Here is a 26,833-nt window from a genome sequence, read left to right as displayed (position 1 = left end):
ACGTTAATTAAGAGCTTATTAAAGCAGCTTAAGCCATAAAGCCAAGGTTTGAATTAGCGAAGTTGCGGATATTCGGGAACACGTATTCCAATGCCGTGTTATCACTCACGCCCATCCATTGCGCGAGGGTTGAGCCCACTTGATCAGCTGCAATTTGGGGTATGAGTCGACCTTGAGAATAGTCATCGTTTCCACCCAATACTAGTTCAGGCCATGTACCGATTGGTCGCTGACCATTCACTGCGCCCCCAATTAATAGTTGATGACCACCCCAACCGTGATCGGTGCCGTTACCGTTGCTTGTCATCCGTCGACCAAAGTCAGACATTGTAAAAGAGATGACTTGCTTGTTTAGCCCCAACCGCGCAATCGCACGATACATTGCTAAGAGGTTAGTCGCTAGATCTTCGAGTAGTACGGGGTGTCGAACTAATTGAGAATCGTGTAGGTCGTAGCCAGAGTGTTTAACGAAGAAGACTTGTCGTTGTTGCTTTAACACATCTTGGCTTGCGATCAATTTGTAGACGGTTTGCATCTGCTTGCCGAGTGTTGATGAGGTGAACAGCGGCGCGTCATCAATATGATTGAGTTGCTCGCTTAGCACGCGGCTCATCATCATCGACTCATCAACCATCAAATTAAAGTGACCACTAAACGGATTCTCTGTTTGATGAGAAAGCAGTTGGTCATAGATCCCCTTGTATAGCGGGTTATCAATCGCGGTAAGCTGGACCGCACGGTCTTTTTTCAGCACGGTTTGGCGGTGTTCCATCGCTCGTAACCAAAGCGAGTTCCCGTGCACACTGTATAGTGGGGTTATTTCTGATTCAGAAGTTAATACGTCCAACATTCTTCCTGCCCAACCCAAGTTGCTAGATTCTTGCATACCACCAAGTAACCAAGCGTCAGTTTGTGAATTGTGGGAAAACAGTTGCTCGGGAAGTGACGCTTCACCTAGCTCAATCGCTTGTTTTGTAACGGGATGGTTGAGAATGCCGCTATTGAGCACGATATTGGCATCGCCTTGTTCGAAAATTGAAGACAGCGCCTTTAGTTTGGGGTGTAAGCCAAGTTCTACCAGATTATCCGAGCTATCGGCGGTACGCAAATTGATAGGGAGTATGTCGTCTTTGGCGACAGAAAGAGCACCTCTGACTTTGGCATATTGGTTATAGTGCGCGTCAGACAACGGCAGTACAGTGTTGAACGCATCATTTCCACCTGCTAAATAGACACATATTAATGCTCGAAAGTCATTGGATGGCGCCGCGAGAGAATAACCCGGTAGACCAAGCGAAGCTAAAGCGCTCATCGATACAGTGCTTTTTATAAAATGTCGTCGTGAAATATCCATAATCCACTCCTAATCCTGAATATAGAATTCATCGCCGGAAATGGCGGTAAAAATCACCAAGGCGAGCTTTGTTGTTGGCACATAGTCCTCACGATATTCATCTAACACGGTGAGCATGAGTTTTTTTAATTCCGCCGACGCCGTTCCTGCAAAGAAGCGTTCGTTAACCAGCTCGACTAAGGCATCGTGATCATCCAAAAGAAGATAAAACTCGCCAAGATCGAGAGTGTAGGAATCACCGCCGCCTCTGCGAGTGCTGGTCAACATATAGTTGACCAAATCGGTATAAACGGACCAGTTCAGTAGCTCATACTCCGGAGAGCTAATACCAGACTCCGTAAACTCGTTAGATGGTTGGTACTCAGGAGAGTAAAAATTAAATACGGAAGGAGAACGAAGAGGTCCTTGATTGGCGATATTCATCATCGTAGTAGCGTCTTCGTAACGTGTAGATTTGATTGTAAAACCCGCTGATCGATGAAAATTAGTTAGGACCAGTATTGGCTCTTTCACTTTTATTGGCGGGGTATCTGTCATGCCTAGAGCCTCAGAATCGAGCAAGATGGCATGAATGACCGCGTTTAAATCTCCTTTTTCTCCTTCGCCATTGTTATTGAATACCGAAGCAACACGTGCGATGTACTCCGGACTTGGATTCGAAGTTACAAAACGTTGGATAAGTAGCTTAGAAACAAAGGGCGCCATGTTTGGATGAGACATCAAAATATCGATCACTTTTAAAAGCTCTTCTTGCGCAGTTAAACCAGCAGGAATTGTGTTACCAAGCAATCGTTTCTCGCCATCATCGTGTCGGTGGTTGATGACTCGCATCGGTTCGACAAACGCTAAATCGGCATTTTTCCACCCAGTTAATGCTCGAGCGAGCTCTTGAATATCCGTTTGGGTATATGTGGGGATAGGCTTACCCGTTGTACGATCAAGCTTTTTACTGCCATCGATATTCAGTTCATACAAGCCTAGGGTGAACAACTGCATCAACTCTCGAGCGAAGTTCTCATCAGGTAATGCCCCCGTCGTGTTGTTCTCTTTTGCGCTACCGAGCATGGACAAATAGCTGCCCATAACAGGATGAATGGAAACGTCATATAATAAATCTCGGTAGTTGCCAAAAGCGTTAGCAATCAATACATCATAGTAGTCGACTAGACCAGTGGGCTTACTGGAAAGGACACCGCCATAGCGAGAGACCACTAAGATCTGGCTTAATGCATACGCCATGCGCTGTCTGAGTTGATCATCAGCGGTAATAACAATTTGATACCAAGCGTTTTCTCGATTGGATTGTGCGCCTTTGGAAAAAGGTGTCCGATAGAGCGGTTGATGATAGGTGGCAGGAAGGTAGATTTGTTGAGATATCCAACTTTCCATCCCGATTTCTTCTACCTCATTAATTAATGTTGGTGTTGGCCCAAAAGTGCTTTGATAGAGGAAACGCGCAACGGTTTGCTCGGAGGGCGTTAGTTCCATTTCTGCTGGTACTGAAGGGACGTAACTTAGTAATAAGATAATCAACCCTAGAACCCAACAAGAGATTTCATTCTGTTTCTGACGTCTCATAGTTAACTCGCTTACCCGAGGGAACGACTTAAATCCATTTAACGGGAGTGATTAAGCTCATTTGAGCTAAATAATAAATTTAGAAAAATCAAGCAGCTGCAGGAACGAGTATAGTCTCTATAAGTGACTAACAAAAAACTCAATCTATGAATTTGGTACTTTAGTGCTAGATGTTTTTGATATTTATTTAGGTAACGTACTGATATTTAATATTGCGTGAGAATAGGGTCAAACAGTGATATAGCGAGGAATGTGTGGTGATACTGCAATAATGCGGTCAACGTGAGAGTGGTGTAATCATTAAGTCTACAATACAACTCAAACTAATTTATGAGCTAATAAATAAAGTTGCTTTATTGGCACAAGAGAAAACCGCATGGGTGTTCTCTTGTACAAAGTAAAAGGATTATTTTCTAGCAAGTTTATGGTGAGCTCGGGAGAAGTGATCGGCACAAAATGCGCCGACAATTGAGAGTTCACCGGCCAGACAAAGCGCAGCTGCGACTTCGGCTAAGGCTTTCGCATTGCCGTTGCCGTGCAAACCCAAAATATCCAAACATGCTTTTTGCGTTGGAAGGCCTGTGCCCCCGCCAACCGTTCCCACCATGATGTTTGGCAAGGTCACGCACGCGTACAAGCTGCCTTGAGCGTCGACATCCATACGAGTGATACCAATAGCAGACTCTGCAACGCAAGCGGCATCTTGACCACAAGCAATGTACAGCGCGGCAAGAGCATTCGCGTAATGCGCGTTTACGCCAATCGTCCCACTGAGTAAACCACCCACCGTGGTCATTTTGCCAAATTGAACCATAGACTCTGGCGTGGTATGCAGATATTTCTCCACCAACTCAGCAGGAATGGTCACTTCGGCGGATACTTTCTTACCGCGTACCGAGCGCAGTGTGTGCGCGTTTGGTTTTTTGTCGCCTGATAAGTTGCCATCCAAGAATGCTTGAGTTGGTTTGATTGGGCTGGTCGCCAAAATATGATGGAACACTTCGTTTGTTGCGATGGTCACCATGTTTTGTCCGGAAGCGTCACCTGTCACGTATTCAAAGACCAAATAAACGTGGTTTCCTTCGATGTTTACATTGATGTCTTTGAGTTTGCCATGTGAGGTGGTGGATTCCGCTATTTGACGAAATGCGTCAAACTGGGTCACAACCCAACTGACGAACTGGCCAGCGTCGGCAAGATTATTAAAGGCGAACACTGGCGTTCGGCTCACCCCTTCACTCAGCAACAATGCGCTCGCGCCACCAGCGGCGGTAATAAGATTTGCGCCACGGTTGTAGGAAGCGACTAACGCGGCTTCTGTCGTTGCGAGCGGAACCAAAAAGTCATCGTTCGCATACAAACCATTGACGCGCAAAGGGCCTGCGATGCCGACCGGCACATTGACAGTACCAATGAAGTGCTCGATGTTGTTGGAGTAAGCGTCGCAATGTGACTGCGTGAAAGGATCAAGAAGATGATCTTTATTGGTCACGTGTTCCAATACTTGCCAACGGCGCGCCAAATGCTTATCCGATAGACCAGGGCTTAAGCAGAGACGTTTCTCTGGCTTGTGAAACTTCGGTTCTAATGCCGATTGAATCTTACTGCTGGTTTCGATATCGGAAAGGGCGGAGCTTTGAACAGGGTTATCTTGGTTTAACTTCGGCATACAAACGTTAACTGAAAAATCGAACCAGAGATTGTAGTGATTGAGGCTTTGATTACAACGTTGATTATACGTTTTGCAACAAATACCACTTTGCAAGCGCCTTTGTTATCCAAGTGATTTGATATTGGAGCGGCGAATTTACCGGAAATAAATGAGTTTTGACAATGAGTACCTTAAAACCGGACAGGCTCAATCTATGAAAGCAATAAATTGTCTAACCCAGTCCCTTGGGTCAGACGCTAGCTTGAATACGTTATTCAGAAGTTAGTTAAAGGCGCGAGCCACACGTCCCGCACTTTGAATACGGTAATGACCAACGTAAGCAGGAACAAATACAGATTGTCCTTTCGCGGCGGTTAACGTCTCACCGTTATCACTGATGAGTGTCAGGTTGGCATCAATCGCCATCAAAATCTCTGCGCTGTTTGCCTCAACCACTTCATTATTCGGTTGGTTAAGAATGCTGAAACTAAAGTCTGCCACTGGAACGGGGTAAAGGCTCTGGCAACCATTTGCATTGGGTTCAAGAACAAGGCTGTTAAACGCCTTAGGCACAAAGTCTGTGCATTTAACCAGTTCTTCAACATCCATATGTTTCGGTGTGAGTCCTGCACGCAAAACGTTATCTGAGTTCGCCATGATCTCTAATCCCGTACCTTTAATGTAAGCGTGTGGCGTTCTTGCGCTCAGGAACATCGATTCGCCAGGTTGCAGCGTGATGACATTCAACAGTAATGGCGCAAACAAGCCGACATCGCCGGGGTATTGAGTGGATAGATCCAAGATGAGCTGGAAGACATCGCTGTAAGTGCCTTGCTCCGAGTCAGTGCCTTGTTCCGATTGACGTGAAGCGTGGGCAAGAAGCTGTTTCAGTGCTCTTTCTTTCGTTTCGCCTTCCATGGTCAGAATGTGCACAAAGAAATCTCGTAAACCTTGTGAGTTGATTTCGCGTTTGAATGTGTCAAGAGGCGCGCGTAGCTCATCGATATCGCAAAGGCTAAATGCCTCAATAATCTCGGCATACGAGCGAAAACCGTTCATGGCTTGGTAACTTGTCAGCGCGTACACCAATTCAGGTTTGTGGTTTGGATCTTTGTAGTTACGATGGCTCGCGTTTAGTGGGATGCCAGCACTTTGCTCTTTTTCGAAGCCTATTTCGGCATCTTGTTTGCTTGGGTGAACTTGAATCGACAGTGCATGTTCGGCCGCTAAGATCTTAAACAGAAAGGGCAGGTCGCCAAATTTCGCTGCGGTTTCTGTTGATAAGTAAGCGGGTTGGTTTTGTTTGATCAGTTCAGACAAAGGCAGCGTGTTTTGCTCAATCTGAACTTCAGAGCAGCCGTTTGGGTGAGTCCCCATCCATACTTCTGCTTGAGGCTCATTCGTTTCGTTAGAAAAGCCAAACAAATCGTGAATAGAAGAGGTACTTCCCCAAGCGTAGTTTTGGATTTTGTTGTTCATTTGAAAGAAGCTATGCGATGAAATAGTGTTCAAATTCATGAATTTTTCCCATAGTTAACCCTCCGAACTTAATCGGAAGAAAAATTGAGCAGAGATACGTTAAATAAGGATGGCGAGCGCGGTTAGGTCACTCGCCAATTTGCCCGAAGGGCGATAAGTCGATTTACAACCGAGGTTTTGGTTCGAGTGGTTTTCGTGATGGTTGCGCTTGCAAAAATGGCAGCAACAAAAGGCCAATGACGGCTGCACAAACTGAAATGGTGATGAAGAAACCCGTCCAATGATATTCTTCAAGAATTAACGCCAGTGGATAGCCAGACAATGCTGCGCCCATGTAGGCGAACAAGCCCACGAATCCTGTTGCCGCGCCTGCAGAATCTTTGTGAGAGCACTCCGCTGCCGCCATACCGATCAGCATTTGTGGCCCAAAGACAAAGAACCCGATGGAGAACAATCCCGCCGCTTGGAATGCAAAGTTGGTCAGAGGCATCAGCCAAAGCGCGGAGACAGATAAGAAAATCCCAATCGCGAACAGCAAGTTCATTGGCCCACGGTTACCGCCAAAGAGTTTGTCTGAGCCCCAACCCGCAACCAATGAACCAACAAAACCGCCGATTTCAAACATCGACAGAGCAGCGTTGGCGTTAATCAGGCTATAGTGATGCTGCTCGGTCAAGTACAGGTTTCCCCAGTCATTGATTGCGGTTCGGACGATGTAAACCAACACATAACTGAACGCGAGTAGCCAGATATATTTGTTGTTAAATACGTACGATTTCAGAATTTCGCGGTAGGTGAGGCCACGTCCGTAATTTTCTTGCGCAAGTTCTAGCGCGTCGTTGCGCCATTGTCCGACACTTGGTAAACCCATTGTTGTGGGTTTATCGCGCAATCGCCAACAAACGAATAGACCGAGTAATACACCGATGATGCCGGGTAGAATAAAGCCTTCACGCCAGCTGTAGTGCAACGTTAAATAGCCCACTAAAATAGGGATCAGCGCGCCACCAACGTTGTGTGCGGTGTTCCAAATCGCCCATAAGAAGCCACGCTCGGAGCGTGAATACCAAGTGGTTAGCAGCTTGGAGCATGAAGGCCAGCCCCAGCCTTGGAACCACGCGTTTAAGATCCACAGAGTAATGAAAGCCGCGAGTGAGCTAGAAAAGCCGAACGCGATATTGACCAGACCTGTCGCAATCAAGCCTAGCCCCATGAAATAACGAGGGTTAGAGCGATCCGAAATCGTGCCAGAAATAAACTTCGAGCAGCCGTAGGTAATGTAGAAAAGCGTGCCTATAAGACCCAAATCGCCTTTATCTAAGCCAAGATCGGTAATCATCGCTGGTGCGGCGTAGTTAAAGGTCTTACGGGTAAAGTAAAAACCTGCGTAGCCGATGTACATCCCCAACATAATGTGCAAACGCCAATGGTGGTAACGCTGGTCGATTTGCTCGTTGCTCAGACTCGGTTGAGTAAATTTAGGTGAACGTAAAAATCCAAACATCTTGAGTTACACCTTAGGTAAAGTAATGCTGATTTGTGTGCCGATCACTTGATCGCTGGTGGAGTAGATAACCATTTTTCCACCTAACGCGTGCACACGCTCTTGCATGCCGCGAACGCCCATGCCTTTCATGCTGTCCTGAACTTTGAAGCCGACACCATCATCGTGAATCATCAGTGACACCGCAGCTTCTCCAATTGTCAGTTCAATATTGATCAACTGCGCTTCTGCGTACTTGGCTGCGTTATTCAATGACTCTTGGCATAAACGGAATAGGGTGACTTTGAGTGTGTCACTCAGGCTGGTGTAATCGCCCTGCCAGTTCAGTTGAACGTTGGTTCCGTGATTGGCGAACTCCATCTCTCGCGTTAGTTGCTCGACGGATTCTTTTAAGTCCAAATCATCCAGCATTTTTGGTCTTAGCTTGCTTAACAGTCGCTTAGTGGTGTCGTACACGTTGAGGGAAAGCCCTTCGATCATGTCGGCGCAACCCACGCTTGTTTCTGCGTTATTTACCCGCTTAATGATGTTGGCTTGTGTGCGGATCGCCGTGATGTTCTGGCCGATTTCGTCATGTAGCTCGCGCGCAATATCGCGTCTTACGGATTCTTCCGCTTTGATAAGCTGGCGAGACAAATTCTGATTGCGTGCAAGTTCGCCGCGCAGTTTGTGATTGAGGTCTTTTTGTTTCTGAACCCCTAAGCCGAGCATAATGCCAGTGATGGTTTGCGCTGAGAGAGATAATAACAAATCGGTTATTTCTAGATTCGATACGCCGCTACGAGCCGCAATCAGCGCAATGCTGTTGAGCATGGTGGCGAGTAGAGCACCTTGCCAGCCGTAACGCAGAGCAAGCACGATGATTGGAATCGCCATGCAAAACGGCGCAAATCGTTTTAGCTCTTCAGGCAAACTGGTTTGCACCAAAATACTGCCGATCAAAAGCAGCGCATAAAGCACGATATGACGCACCTGAAATACAACGGTATTACTAAGTAGGAGAGAGCTAAGCGGAGACCAACGACTTTGGAACAAATAACTCCATAACAAGTAGCACATAGGCACCACGAGCAAGCCTCCAGAAATGCTAGCCAGCCATACCATGTAAACCGAAGGAACGTGAAAACCAACGGCCATCACATTAATAAACGCGCTAATGATAATGACTGCGCTCATCACGGCTAAATGGCGGTTTTGGTCTCCGTAGTAGTATTTTTTCGCAATCAGAGTGACCGGGATACTGGCAATGCTCGCAATCAGCACGGTAAGCCACTGCGGTTGACCCAGTAACATCGCAAGTGCGATGGAAAGCCCCCACTCAGAAAGGTAAATCGTCGGCCAATAAGCGGTGCGAGTGTGCAGGGCGACACCTAATCGTAAAGCGAAAGGAAACAATAAGATCGCCAGCTCGGGATCATTGACAAAGTAATAGGCAATCACCCACAAGCAAAACCAGGCGCAAGCCATAACAAATAGTCCGCAAATGGTAGTAACAGCGTAAGCTCGCATTAAAAGGACTCTTGAGAAAATAGTTTGGCGAGCTCAACGTTGTTTTTCACGCCGAGTTTGTCGATGGCATTTGCACGATGAACATGCACGGTCTTGTGGCTCAAGCCAAGCTCTGCCGCGACTGACTTTACATCCAACCCGGTCGCAAGTAGCTGACAGACCTCGTTTTCACGTTTTGTCAGTTGGCATAGAGAGGTGGTGTTGTCGCTAGGCGTTGCAAGTTTAAGTGCAATATCTGATGTGAGGTAACAGCCGCCAGAAGCACTGGTTCTCACGGCTTGAATAAGTTCGTCTGGGCTACAGCGTTTACTAAGATAGCCTTTTGCTCCTAGCTTTAGTGATTTTTCCACCATCGCAGGGGAGTCATGCACGCTAAGCATCACGCAGGCAATGCCAGTTGGTATTTCGCTGAGAAAGTTTAAGCCGCTTTCATCTGGCATGGAAATATCTAGGATGACGACGTGAGGGTGTACCGAAGGCAAGCCTGTGCGTGCTTCGGCGACAGAGCCGAATTCACCAACAACGGTAATATCACTTTCTAAATTTAATAATTGTGCGAAACCTGAACGCACGATGACGTGATCATCAACTAAAGCAACATGAATCATTATTACAACCAAATAGAGCAGACGACTAACAACAATAAGCTCCAACAGGAGCCAATAGAAAAATCTTTAATGATACTGAATTGAACCATGCTTTTTAATGATCTTGCGCGCTTTACCGAAGTAAAGCGCGCAGAGAAGTTAGGCTTGGTCTTGTGCAAGTTGAAGCTTCTTCGCGTGTCGAATCTTCTTCTCTTCCGCGATAGCAACGAAAGCAAGCAAAACAATACAAATCATGGCGGAGGTATCTAGGGCTGCGAAGGTACCTTTCCAACCTGTTAAGCCGAAGATAGGTGTACCGTCGGCAATCATACCGAGACCAAGTTTCGCGAAGCTGTCACCGATTAGGTAAGCGAATGTACCTTTTACGCCGTCAGCCACACTGATTGCTTTTTTAGGGACAAAACCAACCGCGGCAACACCGATAAGAAGTTGCGGACCAAACACCAAGAAACCAAGTACAAATAGTGAGGCCAAGTACATGAACTCGCTAGTGGCGTGCTGGTAGAACTCAAGCGATACGATGATCAAACCAAGAGATACACAAGCAACCAATGCGCGGCGACCGTTTGCTAGGTCAGACAGGTAACCCCACATCAAAGTACCCACAAGCGCACCGACTTCGAACAGAGTAAAGCCAGAGATTGCCGTTTCTTTTGACAGACCAAGCTCTTGGTACGCGTATACCGTTGACCATTGGTCGATGCCGATACGAACGATGTAAAGGAAGATATTGGCAAAACAAAGTAGCCAGATAACTTTGTTTTTAAGAACGTATTCAACAAAGATTTCTTTTTTGGTCATCTGGTTTTCTTCAGCGGCGGTGTCTTCTTCACTCACTGCTTCATCGAAAAGTTCTTCTACTTTACCTAGACCGTAAGCTTCTGGAGAGTCGCTACCAAAGCGCATACCGATAAAACCAACGATGATCGCGATGATAGAAGGGAACACGAACATGCCGATTACGTGGCCGTCGAATAGGTAGTTAGCACCGAAAAGAGCAACACCCGCAGCGCCTGCACCACCAACGTTGTGTGACATGTTCCACAAGCCTAGGTAAGAGCCGCGTTTGTTACGAGGTGTCCATTTTGTAATGGTTGAATAACTAGAAGGGCCACCAGTACTTTGGAAGAAACCACTCAGAGCGTAGAAAGCCACCATCAAGAACAGGCTTGCACTACCGCCGCCCATGCTGAAGCTGAAACCAAGCATTGCAAGACCAGAAAGGATCAGCATAAAAGGTAGGAATTGCTTGGTGTTCTTACCGTCAGCGTAGTAAGACACAACGGTTTTACCGATGCCGTATGTGATGGAGAAGCCAAGGCCAATAAGACCTAGGTCTGTCATGCTCAAACCGTAAGTTGAGATCATGTCGTTTTGCGCGACATTGAAGTTCTTACGAATCAAGTACATGGTTAGGTAGCCGATGAATACGACCAAGTAAGATTGGATGAACGGTTTAAACCACATCTTTCTTCTAACTTCGACAGGAAGATCGAGGGTCGGCTTCCGCACCTGTTCGAGGAATTTTAACATGATGAACTCTCTTGTAATTGTTTTAGAAACACAACGGAGACCGTTATGCGCTCTTGTTACCTTTGACTGAGCGGAATTCTAGAGAGTGGTTTTGTGAGGCACATGAGATGGTTGCCTAGATCGGCTAGGAAAAATTCCTAGAAATGCCTAGGAAGGCGGAAAAGCGTGAAAAGAGTCACACAAAGTCCTCACTAATTTATGGGTTTTTGACAGGGTTCTTATCGGATTAGAAAGCGTTTAAATGCAAACGGATTAATATGCATAAGCTTAGTGCTGACAAGGGGTGAGCACGTTTGGTTGGAGAGAATAGTGTCTTGTCGCTAAGTATCAATTGGGAACGAGAAGCAAGCAACAGAGACCCGGAGGTCTCTGTTAGAAATATTAGGAATTCGGCTAGGTTGACGTGTTAAGGCGCAGGGCTGTATAGACGCGGCGAGCCGTGTTTTGGCAAGTGAATTAGGTTCAAATGGTTTCTTCTTGCCCATTCGACGGTTAACGCTGTGGGTGCAGATAAGCAAACCAGAGTGGGGATACGCGCGCGAACGGCTTTGTGGATCAACTCTAAGCTGCAACGGCTGGTCATTATTGCGAAGCCAATTTGAGGTTCGATGTGATTGTTGGCCAATGCGCCAATCAACTTATCTAGCGCGTTGTGGCGGCCGATGTCCTCTCGGCACAACTTGATGTTGCCTTGTAAATCTGCAAATAAAGCGGCGTGTAACGCGCCAGATTCACGTGCGGCTTCTTGATGCTGTGCGACTTTGTCTCGCAGCCCTTCGAATACATCGGAGCGCGGAGGAAGAGACGGTGTCAGCGGCACCAAATCAGGCAAAGCTTGTTCAAGAGCCTCGACGCCACAAATGCCGCATCCGGTTGTGCCAGCAAGATTTCGGCGTTGTGTTTTTAACGCCCAGAAAGCGCGGTTGCTGATTTCCACTTCCGCATAGTGAGATTCGTGATCGCCACCAATTTCAATGTCTTTGATCTCTTTGAAGTCGTGGACGATGCCTGTGCTTAAGCTAAATCCTTTCACGAAGTCTTCCAGGTGGCCTGGCGTCACCATCATGACCGCTTGGCTAATGCCGTTGTAGCTGATAGCTAAGGCGGATTCACTCGCCAGCGACATTTGTTGCACTGGGCGGCCATCAATCAATTCTCGATAATTGAACGCACTTGGTTGAGGTGGTGCTTGATTGAAATCGGACAGTTCAAAATAAGATTGAGTAGTACATCTCATGAAATCACCTCATAAGCCGTTGTGTATGCCAAACATTGACGTGTGGATTGTTGTTATCGATTGAATATGTTTTTTGCTTCTGCAAAGCACTGATCGGTTAGCGCGGAGAAGGGTTCTTGTTTTCTCTTTAACAAACCTAGCGGGGCGTGAACGGCGGCTTCTTCGATAGGAATAATGCGAAGCGTATCGTTCAACTCTTCCAATCCACAATTTAGCGGCATAATGGCGCAACAAAGGCCACTGGTTACTGCTTGGATCAAGTGAAAGGTGGAGTTACTTTCAATGACGGTTTGCGGAACTAACCCTTTACTCACAAAGCTAAGATCAATCGAGTGGCGATAGTGCATGCCCTTCGAAAGCAGCCCTAGCGGAATGTTATTGAGTGACTCCCACAACACTTCAGATTCGGCAAAATCAAAATGACGCTCATCGAATAAAACGCCAAGCTTGGTTGAATCTAGTTCGATAACATCGAAGTAAGCGGTGTTGACTTGATCGACATAACACATCCCCAAATCAAGCTGATTGCGATTGAGTTGGTCTATGATCTGTTCGGTCGTCATGGAGAGTATTTGAAAGCGTAACTCAGGGAACTGTTGAGCTAATGGTTTGAGCAATTGCATCGGGTTTTGGCTGGCGAGTGGCACCATTCCAAGCCGAAGTGAACCGACCAACTGACCACGGCAGTTAGCAGCCTCGGCTTGCAATCCATCATGAGCGGCTAAGACGGTTTTCGCCCAAGCTAAAATGCGTTCTCCGGCTTCAGTAAATCCTTCAAATCTTTGACTTCTCTGGATTAATTCGAGGTCGAGTTCTTCCTCTAAGCTTCGGATTCTCATGGACAAGGTAGGCTGCGTAATGTGGCACAATGCGGCGGCTTGACCAAAGTGTTTGGTCTGTTCAAGTGCGATGAGATATTTAAGTTGTTTGATATCCATAATGGCTTGTTCACCTTGCGTTGTGAGTCACATGTACGGGGGAACTCCCTAAAAAGGGCACAGCACTACCGTACTTTTTAAGCGCTGGAACGTTTTAACTGGGGAATGGAAAACCAAAACCAAGTCAAGAATAAAACCACACTCAAAATTGATCTGAATCAAGGCTATTCCTGATATTAATTAGGGTCAAATTTAAAGTATCTATAGTGTGATAGATATTATCTATTATCAAGAGTGCTGATTTTATTGAGTTCGTTAAGCGAACTAGGTGGAATCGAATGGGAAAACGATTAACCTCATAAATTGTATTGATTAAAAATGTGATGACCGTAGTGGAAAAATTCGTCATAGATTTTATTTATCACTCGGTCAGGATTATCAATTGGACGCATATTGAATAACGACTTAATCTTTGATTTAGATCAAGGCGCAACAATGCAAATTGAATCTAACAGTCTTAGAAACAGTAGGCGGGTATCCGATATCAAGAATCTAGATAAGTAAACGCTCGGACAAGCGAGAGCATGTTGAGTGGTTACTTATTTGGATTAAAAAATACATGGATTAGAAACTAAGCCCTTCAATACTTCCGCATTATCTCAATAAATAACGCGCTTGTTTTCACGGGCACCCTGCTTGCTGGTATATCTGCGAGGAGTAAAGTCGTGAGCCAAAAAGAACAAATAAAAACATACAAAGGTCCAGCTGGTGGTTGGGGTGCACTGAAAGCCGTAACCAGAAGTTGGTGGGGCAGTGAAAATGCAGTTAAAAACATTCGCACTATGCTCAAAACCAACCAAAATGGCGGTTTCGACTGCCCGGGATGTGCATGGGGCGAGTCGCCAGATAGTGGTAAAGTCAATTTCTGTGAGAATGGCGCGAAAGCGGTAAACTGGGAGGCGACCAATCGTCTGGTTGATCCTGAGTTTTTTGCCAATCACAGCGTTTCTTCTCTCTCAACGCAAACCGATTACTGGTTGGAATACCAAGGTCGTATCACGCACCCAATGCGATACGATGCCGAATCCGATCACTATGTGCCAGTCTCTTGGGATGAGGCTTTTGCACTTGTCGCGAAACATCTCAATCAATTAGATTCACCGCACCAAGCGGAGTTTTATACCTCTGGTCGTGCAAGCAACGAAGCGGCGTTTTTGTATCAGCTATTTGTGCGCGCATTCGGTACCAACAACTTCCCAGATTGTTCCAACATGTGCCACGAAGCCAGTGCAATCGGGATGAAAGACACCATTGGCGTTGGTAAAGGCACAGTGATCTTTGATGATTTTGAAGAAGCTGATGCGATTTTCGTGATTGGTCAAAACCCGGGCACGAACCACCCACGAATGCTTGAACCTCTGCGCGAAGCGGTAAAACGTGGTGCACAGGTTATCTGTCTAAACCCGCTGAAAGAGCGCGGATTAGAGCGTTTCCAAAACCCACAAATGCCGATTGAGATGTTGAGCAACGGCTCAGAGCCTACCAACACGGCGTACCTGCGTCCTGCTTTAGGCGGAGACATGGCAGTGTTTCGTGGCATCGCGAAATTCTTGTTGCAATGGGAACGCGAGGCATTGCAAAACGGTGGCAAAGCGGTATTTGACCGTGAATTCATCAAGCAACACACGATAGGTATTGATGAGTATTTGGCTGAAGTGGACGCAACCTCTTGGGAACACATCGCGGAACAATCGGGTCTTGATTTAAGTGAAATCGAGATGGTGGCGAGCATGTATCGACGTGCAGAACGTGTGATCATGTGTTGGGCAATGGGGTTGACTCAGCATCGTCACTCTGTGCCAACCATTAAAGAAGTCGCAAACGTGCAAATGTTACGAGGTAACGTTGGTAAGCCGGGCGCGGGTCTTTCACCAGTGCGTGGTCACAGTAACGTTCAGGGCGACCGTACGATGGGCATTGATGAAAAACCTTCAGATCTGTTGTTGGATCGCATTGAAAGTCGATTTAACTTTGCCGTCCCGCGTGGTGAAGGCCACAACACTGTGCAAGCCATTAAAGCGATGGAAGAAGGGCAAGCGAAAGTATTTATCGGTTTGGGCGGTAACTTTGCACAAGCAACGCCAGACACAGAACGTACGCACAACGCGATGCGAAACTGTAATTTAACCGTACACATTTCGACGAAGTTAAATCGTTCTCACCTTGTCACAGGTAAAGATGCGCTTATTCTTCCGTGCTTAGGCCGTACCGAGATTGATCAGCAAGCGACTGGCCCACAAGGCGTGACGGTTGAAGATACCTTCAGCATGGTGCATATCTCATTTGGTCAGCTAAAACCGCGTTCGGAGCATTTACGTTCAGAACCAGCGATTATTGCCGGTATTGCCAATGCTACACTCGGGGAAAAACCAATTGATTGGCTGTGGGCGATTGAAGATTACGACCGTATTCGCGATTTGATTGCCGACACGATTCCGGGCTTTACCGACTTTAACCATAAGCTTAAACACCCGGGTGGATTCCACTTGGTAAACCCAGCAGCCGAGCGTCGGTGGAATACACCAAGCGGTAAAGCACAGTTCAGCTCTAGCGAGTTGCCGAAACAATTGATCTGCGAAGCGATACTCGAAAAAGGCCAAAAGCCAGATTTGATTTTGCAAACCATGCGCTCACACGACCAATATAATACGACACTTTACGGCTTGAATGACCGTTATCGTGGAGTATTTGGTATGCGCGAAGTGCTGTTTATCAATGAAGTGGATATTCGTAAACTCGGTTTTGAACCGGGCGACAAAGTGGACATGGTGTCATTATGGGAAGATGGCGTTGAGCGTCGCGTGAGCGGATTTACGCTTGTTGCCTATGACGTACCAGCAGGTCAGGCGGCGGCTTACTATCCAGAAACGAACCCATTGGTTCCTTTAGATAGTTATGGGGATAGAACGTTTACGCCAACCTCTAAGTTTATTGCGATCAAATTGGAAAAATCGACATCCGATAAGATCGCTTTGGTGGAAGCAGAATAGTGACCAAACCAGTACAACGACATTCCCGATAAGCAAACGGCTGATATCAATTATCAGCCGTTTTTAATTGCTCACTTTGCCTTTAGATCATTTCGTCGAAGGCGTGTAGGGGGCTGAATTAAAATAGTTATTTTCGTTAATAACGGGGTTATTGGATAGCACTCTAAAAGGCAGCAATTAAGGCGCATTGGTCCAGCTTGTGTATAATATTAATGAAATTAGGCTATTAGACGTATAACCTGACGGATGTCTGTATTTGAGCCTAGATCTAAGCTGATGAAACTAATAAGAAGATAGATGACTTTGAAAAGTATAATTAAATTAACGTTAAGCCACTTAGTGGCTGTTGCGATTGGTATTGCGATAGGTATCTATACTTTACCGATTCTTATTGCACCGCCTGCGCCGACCACCGATGAGCAAGTTTCTGAGAGCATGCAAGGTGCAGAATACAGTGCAGTTGTCACGAGGGACCTCAAAGATAGCGACGCTTTTCATTGGGGAGAAGGTGAAATTCATTTGAGTTCTCAAGCTATTACGCTGGTAGGAAAACTCGCTCCCGGGCCTGACTATAAACTCTATTTATCTCCTAAATTTGTCGAGACTGAACAAGCGTTTAATGACCTTAAATCTGAGATGAGCTTGGTTGGTGATGTCAAAACATTCAATAACTTCGTTGTTGAGGTTCCTCAAGGGATTTCCATTTCTGAATACAATACTGTTGTTGTTTGGTGTGAAACATTCGGTGAGTTCATTACTTCGGCAAAATACCAATAAATCCCATCAGGAGAAAAAGTGGTTTCTTCTTAGTTAATAAAGGTTTACTCCTCAAAGAACTGGTGCAATACATTACGTGGTACAAATGCACTAAGTGCTGCTAATGGTTCTACAGTGGTTGATAGAACTTAAGGATATTTTGTGGAAGTTAAAATTTTTCAGGTCGACTCGTTTACATCAGATGTGTTCAAAGGCAATCCTGCAGGTGTGTGTATCACAGAATCAAGCCTTGATGAGGAAATGATGTTGGCCATAGCGGCAGAGATGTCACTATCTGAAACCGCGTTTCTGTCATTAAATACAATGCAACTTCGTTGGTTTACACCTGAAACGGAAGTCGCTTTGTGTGGACATGGCACATTGGCCACGGCGCACGTACTGAGAGAGCAAGGGTTATATAGTACAGGTGATACCATTGAGTTTGGCACGCTATCCGGCGTTTTAACTGCACAACTTGATCATGACGACATTCATTTGGTGCTTCCTGCTCCTATTTTAGATATGCGAGCAAGTATTAACACAGACTTGCTTCACGGCTTAGGGCTCGATGTGGTTGATGTAATCGCTTATGGTCAGTTTGATAATAAGCAGTTGATCGTCATCAATGATGAGTCTTTGATAGAGCAACTCGAACCTGATTTTAGTGCGCTGCTTAAACAAAAAGGTCGTGGAGTCGTCATCACTGCTCAATCAAGCACTGACGCTGATTTTGTCTCTCGTTACTTTGCCCCTTGGGTTGGTGTTGATGAGGATCCAGTGACAGGTTCTGCTCATTGCGCTTTATGTGTTTACTGGGCTAAGGAGTTCGGTAAAGCGCAATTAAAAGGCTTCCAAGCATCCAAGAGAAGTGGAGTTGTTTATACAGAATTATTGAGTCCGGAATGCGTTAAGCTTTCTGGAAGTGCGGTAACAATGTTGCGAGGAGATATGAGAATCGCGTAGTCGTCCTTTTTGGTTCTCGTTTTTTCTGATTGTAGGTTTATCCAGTTTTCACTAGTGACAAAGCTAGAAGGCTGTCTATTCACGTAGTTGATTTTGTTTGTAAAAACACCCCTGCCACGGTGGTGTATAACGATTGGAGAGTTATATGAAAACTATCGGTCTTCTAGGCGGCATGAGCTGGGAGTCGACGCTTAGTTATTACAAATTGATCAACGAAGGGGTCAAAGAGGCGTTAGGCGGCCTAAATTCCGCAAAAATTTGTATGTATAGCGTGAATTTTTCAGAGATAGAGAAACTTCAACACCAAGGTAAATGGGAAGAAACGGCAAGTATTCTATCTGATGCTGCATCTTCAATAGAAAAAGGGGGCGCTGATTTTATTCTTATTTGTACGAACACAATGCACAAAGTTTCTCCTCAAATTGAAGCCAGCATTAATATCCCCATACTACATATCGCAGACGCGACTGCTGAGTTACTTCGTGAGAAAGGGGTTCAAAAGGTCGGACTCCTTGGTACTCAATTCACAATGGAGCAAGACTTTTACAAAGGACGGCTTTCCGACCTCTATGGGCTGGATGTCATAACTCCTGCTCAAGATGATCGCTCTATAGTGCATAACATTATTTATAAAGAGTTATGCCAAGGTGAAATCAAAGAGGAATCGAGAACGATATACCTGCAAATCATTGAAAAACTAAAAGAGCGGGGAGCTGAAGCTGTGATTCTCGGGTGCACTGAAATTGCCTTACTTGTAAACCAAAGTCACACCGATGTTACGCTACTTGATACCACTTCTATCCATGCTCAAGCAGCAGTCCGTTTGGCGATAGAGGGTTAATGAGTTAGATTTGAGTCCATGTAAATAAACAAAAGAGAAAACCAATCCCTCGGTTTTCTCTGTTTTTATTATCCCGTTATAAGCGCGAGAATTTGAGTGTTCTGTATCCACCAATCAAGTTGCGGGCTTTGTAACCATTGTTGACCAGTTGACGGTATGCCACGTTACCACGCAAGCCGACCTGACAGTAAATTACAATCTCTTTATCTTTTGGTAGTTCACCCATACGATGGCGTAGCTGATCAACCGGAATGTTGATTGCCCCTTCAAGATAACCAACAGACTCCAATTCACCCGGGTTACGAACGTCGAGGAGAATTTGATCTTCAGTCAGGTTGTCGATTTCATCGTAATGAATCGCCGCTGCGTCACCTTTGATGATGTTATTTGCCACAAACGCCGCTTGGTTGATCACATCTTTTGCACTGCCGTAAGGTGGCGCGTAAGTCAGTTCAAGATGCTGTAGTTGTTCAACCGTCATGCCAGCACGTTGTGCAACAGCCATAACGTCAATACGTTTGTCGATACCGTCTTTACCAACTGCTTGAGCACCTAAAATCTTGCCTGATTTTGGATCGAACAACATTTTGAACGACACGACTTCAGCGCCAGGGTAGTAACTCGCGTGGCTTGCGGTATGCACGTACACTTTGTCGTATGCGATACCAGCGCGTTTTAGTTGCTTCTCGTTTTTACCGGTAGAAGCCACTGCAAGGTCAAAGATCTTACAAATCGCTGTCCCTTGTGTGCCTTGGTAGGCTTCTTTGCGGCCGAGCATATTGTCCGCTGCCATACGGCCTTGACGGTTTGCCGGGCCTGCAAGTGGCACTAGAGTTTGCTCGCCAGTCACGAAGTCTTTCTCTTCTATCGCGTCGCCGACAGCGTAGATCGAAGGATCGCTGGTTTGCATGTATTCGTTCGTGTAAATACCGCCTAGCGCGCCAATTTGAAGGCCAGCTTCTTGCGCCAGTTTTGTCTCAGGACGTACACCGATTGCCATGATCAGAATATCGGTAGTGAGTTTTTCACCGTTGTTTAGTGTTAACTCCAATTCACCTTCTAAGTGTTGGTGTTTCTCACTCTCACCAGAGTCGAAACTTGCAACGTGCTCGTTAGGTACGAATTTCACAGATTCAAGCGCGACGCCAAGTTTTAGGTCGATACCTTTGTCACGAATTTCTGCATGAGCAAAGCCTGCCATTTCACGGTCTACTGGCGTCATGACTTGGTCTGCCATTTCGATCAGAGAGGTTTTAATGCCAAGTTGGTGGAAGGCTTCCATCATTTCTAAACCGATGAAACCGCCGCCAACAACCGTCGCATGCTCTGGCTTGTTCATTTGGATCGTTTCGATGATGCGATCCATATCTGGAATGTTACGTAGCGAGTGGGTGAGCGGGTTATCGAGACCTGGAATTGGCGGAACAATAGGGCCGGCACCTGGGCTAAGCAGCAGAAAATCGTACGATTCTACGTATTCAGACTCATCTAACAGGTTTTTGATCGTAACGGTCTTGTCCTGTCGGTTAATAGAAACCACTTCATTCATCACGCGAACATCAACGTTAAAGCGTGCTAAAAAGCTTTCTGGCGTTTGTAGTAGTAACTTACTGCGTTCTTGGATATCGCCGCCGATGTGATAAGGCAAGCCACAGTTGGCAAATGAAACGAACGGGCCACGTTCAATCATGATGATTTCGGCATCTTCGCTTAGACGACGAGCACGCGCCGCCGCAGATGCACCACCTGCAACACCACCGACGATTAAGATCTTAGTCATTTTTAACTCCAAGTTTTAGGGCGAACTGACCTTTCACGAATAGCCAGTGTGAAAGGTCACTACGCTCTAGATTATCTAAAACCAAATTTCTTTAAAAAATAAGCAGCAGGGCAGATTCCCGTGTAAGCACTTTGAATAAGATTAACGCCGATAAACACGGTGAACCAAATGAAGTTACTGTGAACGAACACGGTTAGTATGACCGAGATCAATACCATCGTGCCTGCAAAAATCCGTACTGCATTTTCTAACGTCATAACTCTTCTCCTTCGTACTCTCAAACTGAGAACGCCATCCTTTGATATTCATCACTATAATTATCTAAATTAGAAATGTCTAATGTTAATTTATCTAAATTTATCATTGCTAATTTAGTGTTGACTAAATATGTTGCTTTAGTAATATCTAATTTAGTTTTTAATATAGAGGTGAGTCATGAGCTATACAGATATGGATGTAGCAGCAATGAAAGGCAATGCAAATGAAGCTGCTGATCTCCTAAAAGTAATGGCACATCCGGAAAGGCTAATGGTGTTGTGCCAACTGACCCAAGGTGAAGTTGGTGTTGGGGAACTGCAAAAGAACTCGTTCCTTAGCCAATCCGCCTTTTCACAGCATTTAACGGTGCTTCGCAAACACAAATTGATCACGGCTCGTAAGGCATCACAGCAAGTGTTTTATTCGTTGTCAGAACCGAGAGTTGAGTCATTAATTAAAGCGCTTCATGGCGTTTTCTGTAACTAATTCGTAGCTAAGATTTTAGAGGTAAATAATGTTAAACGTTATTCCATGGGAATCGTTGTTTGGTGGCATTTTGTTAGGGATCTCCGCCACTATATTGTTGTTGGTTAACGGTAAAATTGCCGGAATCAGTGGAATTATGAATGGCATTATGTCACCGAAAAAAGGTGATTATTCGTGGCGATTGCTTTTTGCGGTTGGAATGATAGCTGGTGGCTTGATTAGCGTTCTGATGTTGGGCGTTGCGGTTCCTAGTACCGCGAACCTTTCTTTAGGGGTGGTGATTGCCGCTGGTTTATTGGTAGGAATCGGGACCAGACTGGGTAACGGATGTACTAGCGGACACGGCATTTGTGGCATGGGCCGTTTGTCTAAGCGCTCTATTGTGGCGACCTGTGTATTTATGGCTGTCGCTGGCCTAACGGTATTCGTTCGACTTCACCTAGTTTAAGAGAGATTCCATGAACAAGACTATTTTTCGTTTTTCTGCTCTTTTGAGCGGTGTGTTATTCGGTATGGGCATGGCGGTGTCCGGCATGATCGACCCAGCTAAAGTCATTGGATTTTTAGATATTTCTGGCAGTTGGGATCCAAGTTTGGCTTTTGTGATGGGCGGCGCACTCGCGGTATTCATGCCAAGCTATTTTTTAATCATCAAGCCGAGAAAACAATCAGTTAGCGGTGAAGCGTTTTGCACACCAACCAATAAGAACATCGACGGACGTTTGTTATCTGGTGCGGCGATCTTTGGTTTAGGTTGGGGTTTGGCCGGTATTTGCCCTGGCCCTGCGGTTGCGAGTCTGGCATTAGGCAACGTGAGCATTGTAGTGTTCTTCCTTGCGATGTTAGTTGGATCTCTGTTCGCGAAAGCGATCATTACTAACCGTAACGCGAAGAAGATGAAAACCGCGAACGCGTAAACAATCAATCTGATATGGAGGGGAAAGGATGCCCGACAAACTAAAGCGAAGTTTTGTTCAGTCTGTGATGAACAGCTTTTTCCCTCCGATCATGATTTTACTCGCGCTTGTGGTCGGTGCCGCGGCCTTGTGGTTGACCCCGAAAGAGGAAGACCCGCAAATCGTTGTGCCAATGGCAGATGTATTGGTTTCGGCTCCCGGACTCAGCGCTTCTCAAGTCGAAAATCAAATCACTGAACCATTAGAAAAGCTTGTTAGCCAAATTGACGGTGTGGAATACGTTTATTCTTCGTCAATGGAAGGTGCTGCGCAAGTCATCGTTCGTTTCTATGTCGGCGAAAACCGCGAAGATGCTCTGGTCAAGCTGTATAACAAACTCTATTCCAACCAAGACAAAGTTCCTCCTTCTGTCACTAACTGGCTTGTAAAGCCTGTTGAGATCGATGATGTACCCATTGTTGTTGCCGCAATTTATTCCACCGATCCAGACATTCTCGATCGCCATCAGTTGAGACGTATTGCAGACCAAGCCACGTTAGGCATTAAATCATTGGATGCCACCAACAAGGTGGAAGTGATTGGCGGTGAGCCGAGAAAAATCCAGATAGAGCTTGATTCCGTTGCGATGGCAAACTTCAAAGTAACCATCGATGACCTCGAACAGGCCATTCAGTTCAGTAATAGCAAAACCCAAGGCAAGAACGTTCGCGTAAACGGGCAAAATTATACGTTGGAGTCGGGACGGTTTCTTACTAACGCCGAAGAGGTTGGCGATCTTGTTATCGCGGTGCTCAATGGCAAACCCGTTTATTTGAAAGATGTCGCGCGTATTTACGACGGTGAAGGTGAGGCAACATCCGATACTTGGTATCGCGATAAAAACCACGATGAAGCATACCCAGCGGTGTTCATTTCTGTCGCTAAACAAAAAGGCTCGAACGCGGTTAACGTCGCTCAGTCTGTTCGGGATAAACTGGCGGCGCTTCAATCCGAGCAATTTCCTCCACAAGTGCAAGTTGCAGTCATTCGAGACTATGGCGAAACGGCGAATGCGAAAGTAAACAACTTGGTATCAAGCCTTGGCATCTCTATTCTAACGGTCGTGGTGTTTGTCGGTTTGTTCTTGAACTGGCGAAGCGCATTGGTGGTTGGTATCGCGATTCCGATTAGCTATGGTGCCGCGCTCGGGATGGACTTGGCATTTGGCTATTCCATCAACCGAGTCACACTCTTTGCGTTGATTTTGGCGCTAGGTTTGATCGTGGACGATCCGATCGCGAGTATCGACAACATTGAACGCTACCTCAAACGAAAAAATCTAACACGAACCAATGCGATTGTTCTCGCCATGGCAGAAATTCGTAGCGCCTTGTTAATGTCGACGGTCGCGATTGTTATCGTGTTTACGCCGATGTTTTTTATCACTGGGATGATGGGGCCTTACATGGCGCCACTGGCGTTCAACGTTCCGATCAGCGTTATCTTTAGTACCGTTGTCGCGTTTATGATCACGCCTTGGCTTGCCAAGAAGCTACTCAAAGGTGCTGAGGAAAACGGCCACTATGACATCCAATCTTCGCCGATGTATCGTTTGTATCGTGGTGTGTTGATTCCGCTACTTGAAAGTCGCAAGAAAGCGTGGCTTTTCCTTGGTTTGGTTGCCTTGTTGTTCGTCTTGGCAGCATTGTTGCCAGCACTTCGCTTAGTTCCACTCAAGTTGCTGCCTTATGACAATAAAAACGAGTTCCAATTGGTATTAAACATGCCAGAGTCTTCAAGCTTTGTGGATACCTCCAACGCGCTGTCGAGCTTTACGGACTATTTAATGTCGGTGCCGGAAGTGACAAGTGTGTCGGGCTTTGCAGGCACCGCTTCCCCAATGGATTTCAACGGCATGGTGCGCCACTACTTTATGCGTAGCGAACCATACCAAGGCGAGCTTCGAGTCGTTCTTGCAGAAAAGAATCGCCGCGCAATGCAATCACACGAACTGGTGACACGACTCAGGGCGGATTTAGAGCAGATTGCAGATAAGTTTGACGCTGACGTGCAGCTAGTCGAAGTGCCGCCAGGCCCGCCTGTTATCGCCACCATTACGGCAGAAGTTTACGGTGATGAAGCGACATCTTATGAAGATCTGATGAGCCAAGCAGAGAAAGTCGCGGATAGGCTTCGCAAAGAACAGTTGGTTTCTGAGGTGGATACCAGCATCCAAGGTGATTTAGAAACGTGGCAATTCATCGTTGATCAAGAAAAAGCGGCGCTATCTGGTGTTTCTGTTGCTGATATCAATAACACGCTTATTACCGCCGCGAACGCCAAAGTGCTCGGTTATATCGCCGATCCAAGAGAAGTGGATCCACTACCTATCGAAGTGCAGCTCCGACGCGAAGACAGAGATAACCTGAATCAACTAGAGCAGCTTTATGTGCGAGGCCGTCCGGGCATTGCAAAAGTAGAATCCAATGGGGCTGTTGTGGATGCTCCTCAGCCTATCGTGCAGTTGTCTGAAGTCGGTCATTTTGTGAAACGCGCAGCGGACAAACCGATTTTCCATAAAAACCTCAAGCCTGTTGTGTATGTCTACGCCGAGGTAGTTGGGCGTGTTCCGGGTGAAGTGATTGCCGATGTGATGGCTGACCAAGATACAACTCACGCGGAAGATGTGCATCGTCACTGGCAAGATCGCACGTACTTGAGCAATGGCGCTGGTGTCACTTGGAGCGTGCCAGACAACATCGAAGTGGTTTGGAGTGGTGAGGGAGAGTGGAAAATCACAGTGGACGTATTCCGCGATTTAGGCATTGCTTATGGCGCTGCGCTGCTTGGCGTATTTGTGGTGATGTTGATTCAAACTGGTTTACCTGCGGTATCGGGCATCATCATGCTGGCGATACCTCTGACTGTGATTGGGATTATGCCGGGGTTCTGGATTTTGAATGTGTTAAGCAGTGACATCGGTAATTACCCCAACCCAGCTCTGTTCACGGCGACCGCGATGATCGGCATGATTGCGCTAGCTGGGATTGTGGTGCGTAACTCACTCGTTTTGATTGAATTTGTTCAGCAATCGCTGGCTGAAGGTCGTAGCTTGCATGATGCGTTGATTGAATCTGGCGTTGTTCGTATGCGGCCAATCTTGCTGACTGCGGGTACAACGTTACTGGGTAACGTCGTGATTACGTTAGACCCAATTTTTAACGGTTTGGCTTGGGCAATCATATTCGGTATTACCGCCTCGACCATCTTTACGTTGCTTGTGGTTCCGGTGGTTTACAACCTTGCATACCAAAACATCAAAGGACATGGATTACCTCAGATGGAGGAAGAGCAATGAAATTAGATACCAAATGGTTAGGCGTGATTCTGTTTGCCATACTCGCGCTTCTTTTTCTCTATATGGCTGGATTTTTTACAGAAAAGTTGCCGACCGAACATGACGCGAAAACTAACCAGATTGATGTAAATAATGCAGAGACACATCAACTGATGTTAACCAGCGAACCGGTTGTTCGAGAGTTTCCGGGCGTCGTCGTTGCAGAGCAGCACGCCGATATCGCTGCACGGTTAACGGCATCGGTGATGGAGGTATTGGTGAAGGTTGGCGATAGAGTGAAGCAAGGAGACGTGTTGGCGCGGCTAGAAAGCGATGATCTCGACGCGCGAGTTCGTCAAAGTGAGCAGGCTTTATCCTCTGCACAAGCGCAGCTCAATGCGGCGAGAAAGGAGTTTTCTCGTGTCAGAGCGCTTTTAAACAAAAAACTGATCCCTCAATCGCAATTTGACCAAGCGGAAAGTGCGTTGCAAACCGCACAAGCCAACTTCAATAAAGCTCAGGCGGCGGTCTCTGAGGCGGAAACGACCTTTGGCTACAGCATCATTACTGCACCGTTTGATGGTCTGATCACGCAAAAGCCCATCAACAAAGGTGATACCGCGACGCCGGGGGCTTTGCTTTTATCAATGTACAATCCAAACTCGTTAGAAATAGAGGTGAACTTTGCTGAGTCTGTCATGCCTTATGTGACTTATGATAAAGAAGTGGACGTTGTTTTTCCGTCTTACAATCTCAATGCGCAAGCGGCTGTAAAAGAAGTGACGCCGTCGGCAGATGCCAACTCGCGCAGTTATACCGTAAAGCTTCAATTTGAGCCGCCAACGGCTATCTATCCAGGTACATACGCCAAAGTCGCGTTGACCTTGACCGACGATGTTGTACTTCGCGTGCCAAAAGAGGCGGTTTACCAAGTTGGCCAATTGGACTACGTAAAAGTGGTGCAAGACAGCGGTGAGGTAGAAACTCGGCTTATTCAGCTTGGAGAGTTGGGGAGAGTGCGAACTGGGTTAAAGCAGGGGGACGTAGTGCTGCTGAATCCAAGAGCGCTTTGATAGAACGGTTTCTCTTGTTAACTAGTTAAACGTCTATCTAGCAAACAACATAAAATAGCCCA

21 protein-coding genes are annotated in these 26,833 nt (G+C 46.3%); 9 read left to right on the top strand and 12 right to left on the bottom strand.

Features of this window, described 5'->3' with window-relative positions; genetic code table 11:
- Window positions 1-28: 28 nt before the first annotated feature.
- The 10 genes from FKN08_RS07965 to FKN08_RS07920 form a co-directional block, all read right to left on the bottom strand.
- Window positions 29-1,354: a DUF1501 domain-containing protein gene (locus tag FKN08_RS07965; protein WP_170891742.1), complete on the bottom strand. Its 1,326-nt coding sequence runs from the start codon at window positions 1,352-1,354 to the stop codon at window positions 29-31.
- Between the two features lie 9 nt (window positions 1,355-1,363).
- Window positions 1,364-2,932 (bottom strand): DUF1800 domain-containing protein, encoded by a 1,569-nt coding sequence (locus FKN08_RS07960; RefSeq protein WP_170891740.1) that lies wholly within the window; start codon window positions 2,930-2,932, stop codon window positions 1,364-1,366.
- Between the two features lie 406 nt (window positions 2,933-3,338).
- Window positions 3,339-4,601, bottom strand: coding sequence for a hydroxymethylglutaryl-CoA reductase (locus FKN08_RS07955; RefSeq protein WP_124007951.1), 1,263 nt, complete (start codon window positions 4,599-4,601; stop codon window positions 3,339-3,341).
- Window positions 4,602-4,865: 264 nt separating this feature from the next.
- Window positions 4,866-6,101: a mannose-6-phosphate isomerase, class I gene (manA, locus tag FKN08_RS07950; RefSeq protein WP_170891739.1), complete on the bottom strand. Its 1,236-nt coding sequence runs from the start codon at window positions 6,099-6,101 to the stop codon at window positions 4,866-4,868.
- A gap of 124 nt (window positions 6,102-6,225) precedes the next feature.
- Window positions 6,226-7,566, bottom strand: coding sequence for an MFS transporter (locus FKN08_RS07945; protein WP_005376086.1), 1,341 nt, complete (start codon window positions 7,564-7,566; stop codon window positions 6,226-6,228).
- Window positions 7,567-7,572: 6 nt separating this feature from the next.
- The gene (uhpB, locus tag FKN08_RS07940; RefSeq protein ID WP_170891738.1) at window positions 7,573-9,075 is read right to left on the bottom strand and encodes a signal transduction histidine-protein kinase/phosphatase UhpB; all 1,503 of its coding nucleotides are present in this window, start codon (window positions 9,073-9,075) and stop codon (window positions 7,573-7,575) included.
- Window positions 9,075-9,683 carry a transcriptional regulator UhpA gene (gene uhpA, locus FKN08_RS07935; RefSeq protein WP_104970830.1) on the bottom strand — a complete coding sequence of 203 codons (609 nt, stop codon included), beginning with the start codon at window positions 9,681-9,683 and terminating at the stop codon, window positions 9,075-9,077. The genes uhpB and uhpA overlap by 1 nt, the downstream gene beginning before the upstream one ends.
- Window positions 9,684-9,821: 138 nt before the next feature.
- Window positions 9,822-11,216, bottom strand: a complete 1,395-nt coding sequence (gene uhpT / locus FKN08_RS07930) for a hexose-6-phosphate:phosphate antiporter (protein ID WP_104970731.1) — start codon at window positions 11,214-11,216, stop codon at window positions 9,822-9,824.
- 406 nt (window positions 11,217-11,622) lie between these two features.
- Window positions 11,623-12,453 (bottom strand): formate dehydrogenase accessory sulfurtransferase FdhD, encoded by an 831-nt coding sequence (fdhD, locus tag FKN08_RS07925; protein ID WP_145472954.1) that lies wholly within the window; start codon window positions 12,451-12,453, stop codon window positions 11,623-11,625.
- A gap of 53 nt (window positions 12,454-12,506) precedes the next feature.
- Window positions 12,507-13,391 (bottom strand): LysR family transcriptional regulator, encoded by an 885-nt coding sequence (locus tag FKN08_RS07920; protein WP_005460961.1) that lies wholly within the window; start codon window positions 13,389-13,391, stop codon window positions 12,507-12,509.
- 665 nt (window positions 13,392-14,056) lie between these two features.
- Here FKN08_RS07920 and FKN08_RS07915 point away from each other — a divergent pair.
- From FKN08_RS07915 to FKN08_RS07900, 4 genes are all read left to right on the top strand, one after another.
- Window positions 14,057-16,381: an FdhF/YdeP family oxidoreductase gene (locus FKN08_RS07915; RefSeq protein WP_170891736.1), complete on the top strand. Its 2,325-nt coding sequence runs from the start codon at window positions 14,057-14,059 to the stop codon at window positions 16,379-16,381.
- 297 nt (window positions 16,382-16,678) lie between these two features.
- Window positions 16,679-17,158, top strand: a complete 480-nt coding sequence (locus FKN08_RS07910) for a DM13 domain-containing protein (RefSeq protein WP_170891734.1) — start codon at window positions 16,679-16,681, stop codon at window positions 17,156-17,158.
- A 141-nt stretch (window positions 17,159-17,299) separates the two neighbouring features.
- Window positions 17,300-18,100, top strand: a complete 801-nt coding sequence (locus FKN08_RS07905) for a PhzF family phenazine biosynthesis protein (RefSeq protein WP_170891732.1) — start codon at window positions 17,300-17,302, stop codon at window positions 18,098-18,100.
- Between the two features lie 145 nt (window positions 18,101-18,245).
- On the top strand, window positions 18,246-18,941 hold the full coding sequence (locus FKN08_RS07900) for an aspartate/glutamate racemase family protein (protein ID WP_170891730.1): 696 nt from the start codon (window positions 18,246-18,248) through the stop codon (window positions 18,939-18,941).
- A 76-nt stretch (window positions 18,942-19,017) separates the two neighbouring features.
- Here FKN08_RS07900 and FKN08_RS07895 read toward each other — a convergent pair whose 3' ends face one another.
- Window positions 19,018-20,721, bottom strand: a complete 1,704-nt coding sequence (locus tag FKN08_RS07895) for an FAD-dependent oxidoreductase (protein ID WP_170891728.1) — start codon at window positions 20,719-20,721, stop codon at window positions 19,018-19,020.
- A gap of 71 nt (window positions 20,722-20,792) precedes the next feature.
- Window positions 20,793-20,978, bottom strand: a complete 186-nt coding sequence (locus FKN08_RS07890; protein ID WP_012842250.1) for a DUF2892 domain-containing protein — start codon at window positions 20,976-20,978, stop codon at window positions 20,793-20,795.
- 178 nt (window positions 20,979-21,156) lie between these two features.
- Between FKN08_RS07890 and FKN08_RS07885 the strand changes: the two genes are divergently transcribed.
- Genes FKN08_RS07885 through FKN08_RS07865 form a run of 5 tightly spaced genes read left to right on the top strand, consistent with a single transcriptional unit; the run spans window position 21,157 to window position 26,771 of the window.
- Window positions 21,157-21,465 carry a metalloregulator ArsR/SmtB family transcription factor gene (locus FKN08_RS07885; RefSeq protein ID WP_005460911.1) on the top strand — a complete coding sequence of 103 codons (309 nt, stop codon included), beginning with the start codon at window positions 21,157-21,159 and terminating at the stop codon, window positions 21,463-21,465.
- Between the two features lie 28 nt (window positions 21,466-21,493).
- Window positions 21,494-21,913, top strand: a complete 420-nt coding sequence (locus FKN08_RS07880; RefSeq protein ID WP_170891727.1) for a YeeE/YedE family protein — start codon at window positions 21,494-21,496, stop codon at window positions 21,911-21,913.
- Window positions 21,914-21,923: 10 nt separating this feature from the next.
- Window positions 21,924-22,382 (top strand): YeeE/YedE family protein, encoded by a 459-nt coding sequence (locus FKN08_RS07875; RefSeq protein ID WP_005460965.1) that lies wholly within the window; start codon window positions 21,924-21,926, stop codon window positions 22,380-22,382.
- A gap of 28 nt (window positions 22,383-22,410) precedes the next feature.
- Window positions 22,411-25,719 carry an efflux RND transporter permease subunit gene (locus FKN08_RS07870; RefSeq protein WP_170891726.1) on the top strand — a complete coding sequence of 1,103 codons (3,309 nt, stop codon included), beginning with the start codon at window positions 22,411-22,413 and terminating at the stop codon, window positions 25,717-25,719.
- Window positions 25,716-26,771 (top strand): efflux RND transporter periplasmic adaptor subunit, encoded by a 1,056-nt coding sequence (locus tag FKN08_RS07865; RefSeq protein WP_005460933.1) that lies wholly within the window; start codon window positions 25,716-25,718, stop codon window positions 26,769-26,771. The genes FKN08_RS07870 and FKN08_RS07865 overlap by 4 nt, the downstream gene beginning before the upstream one ends.
- Window positions 26,772-26,833 lie beyond the last annotated feature (62 nt).

Source organism: Vibrio sp. 1-2 (7-a) (assembly GCF_013048515.1).
Taxonomy (GTDB): domain Bacteria; phylum Pseudomonadota; class Gammaproteobacteria; order Enterobacterales; family Vibrionaceae; genus Vibrio; species Vibrio diabolicus.
Note: the sequence above shows the minus strand (reverse complement) of the source record. Positions and strands in the feature narration are given on the sequence as shown.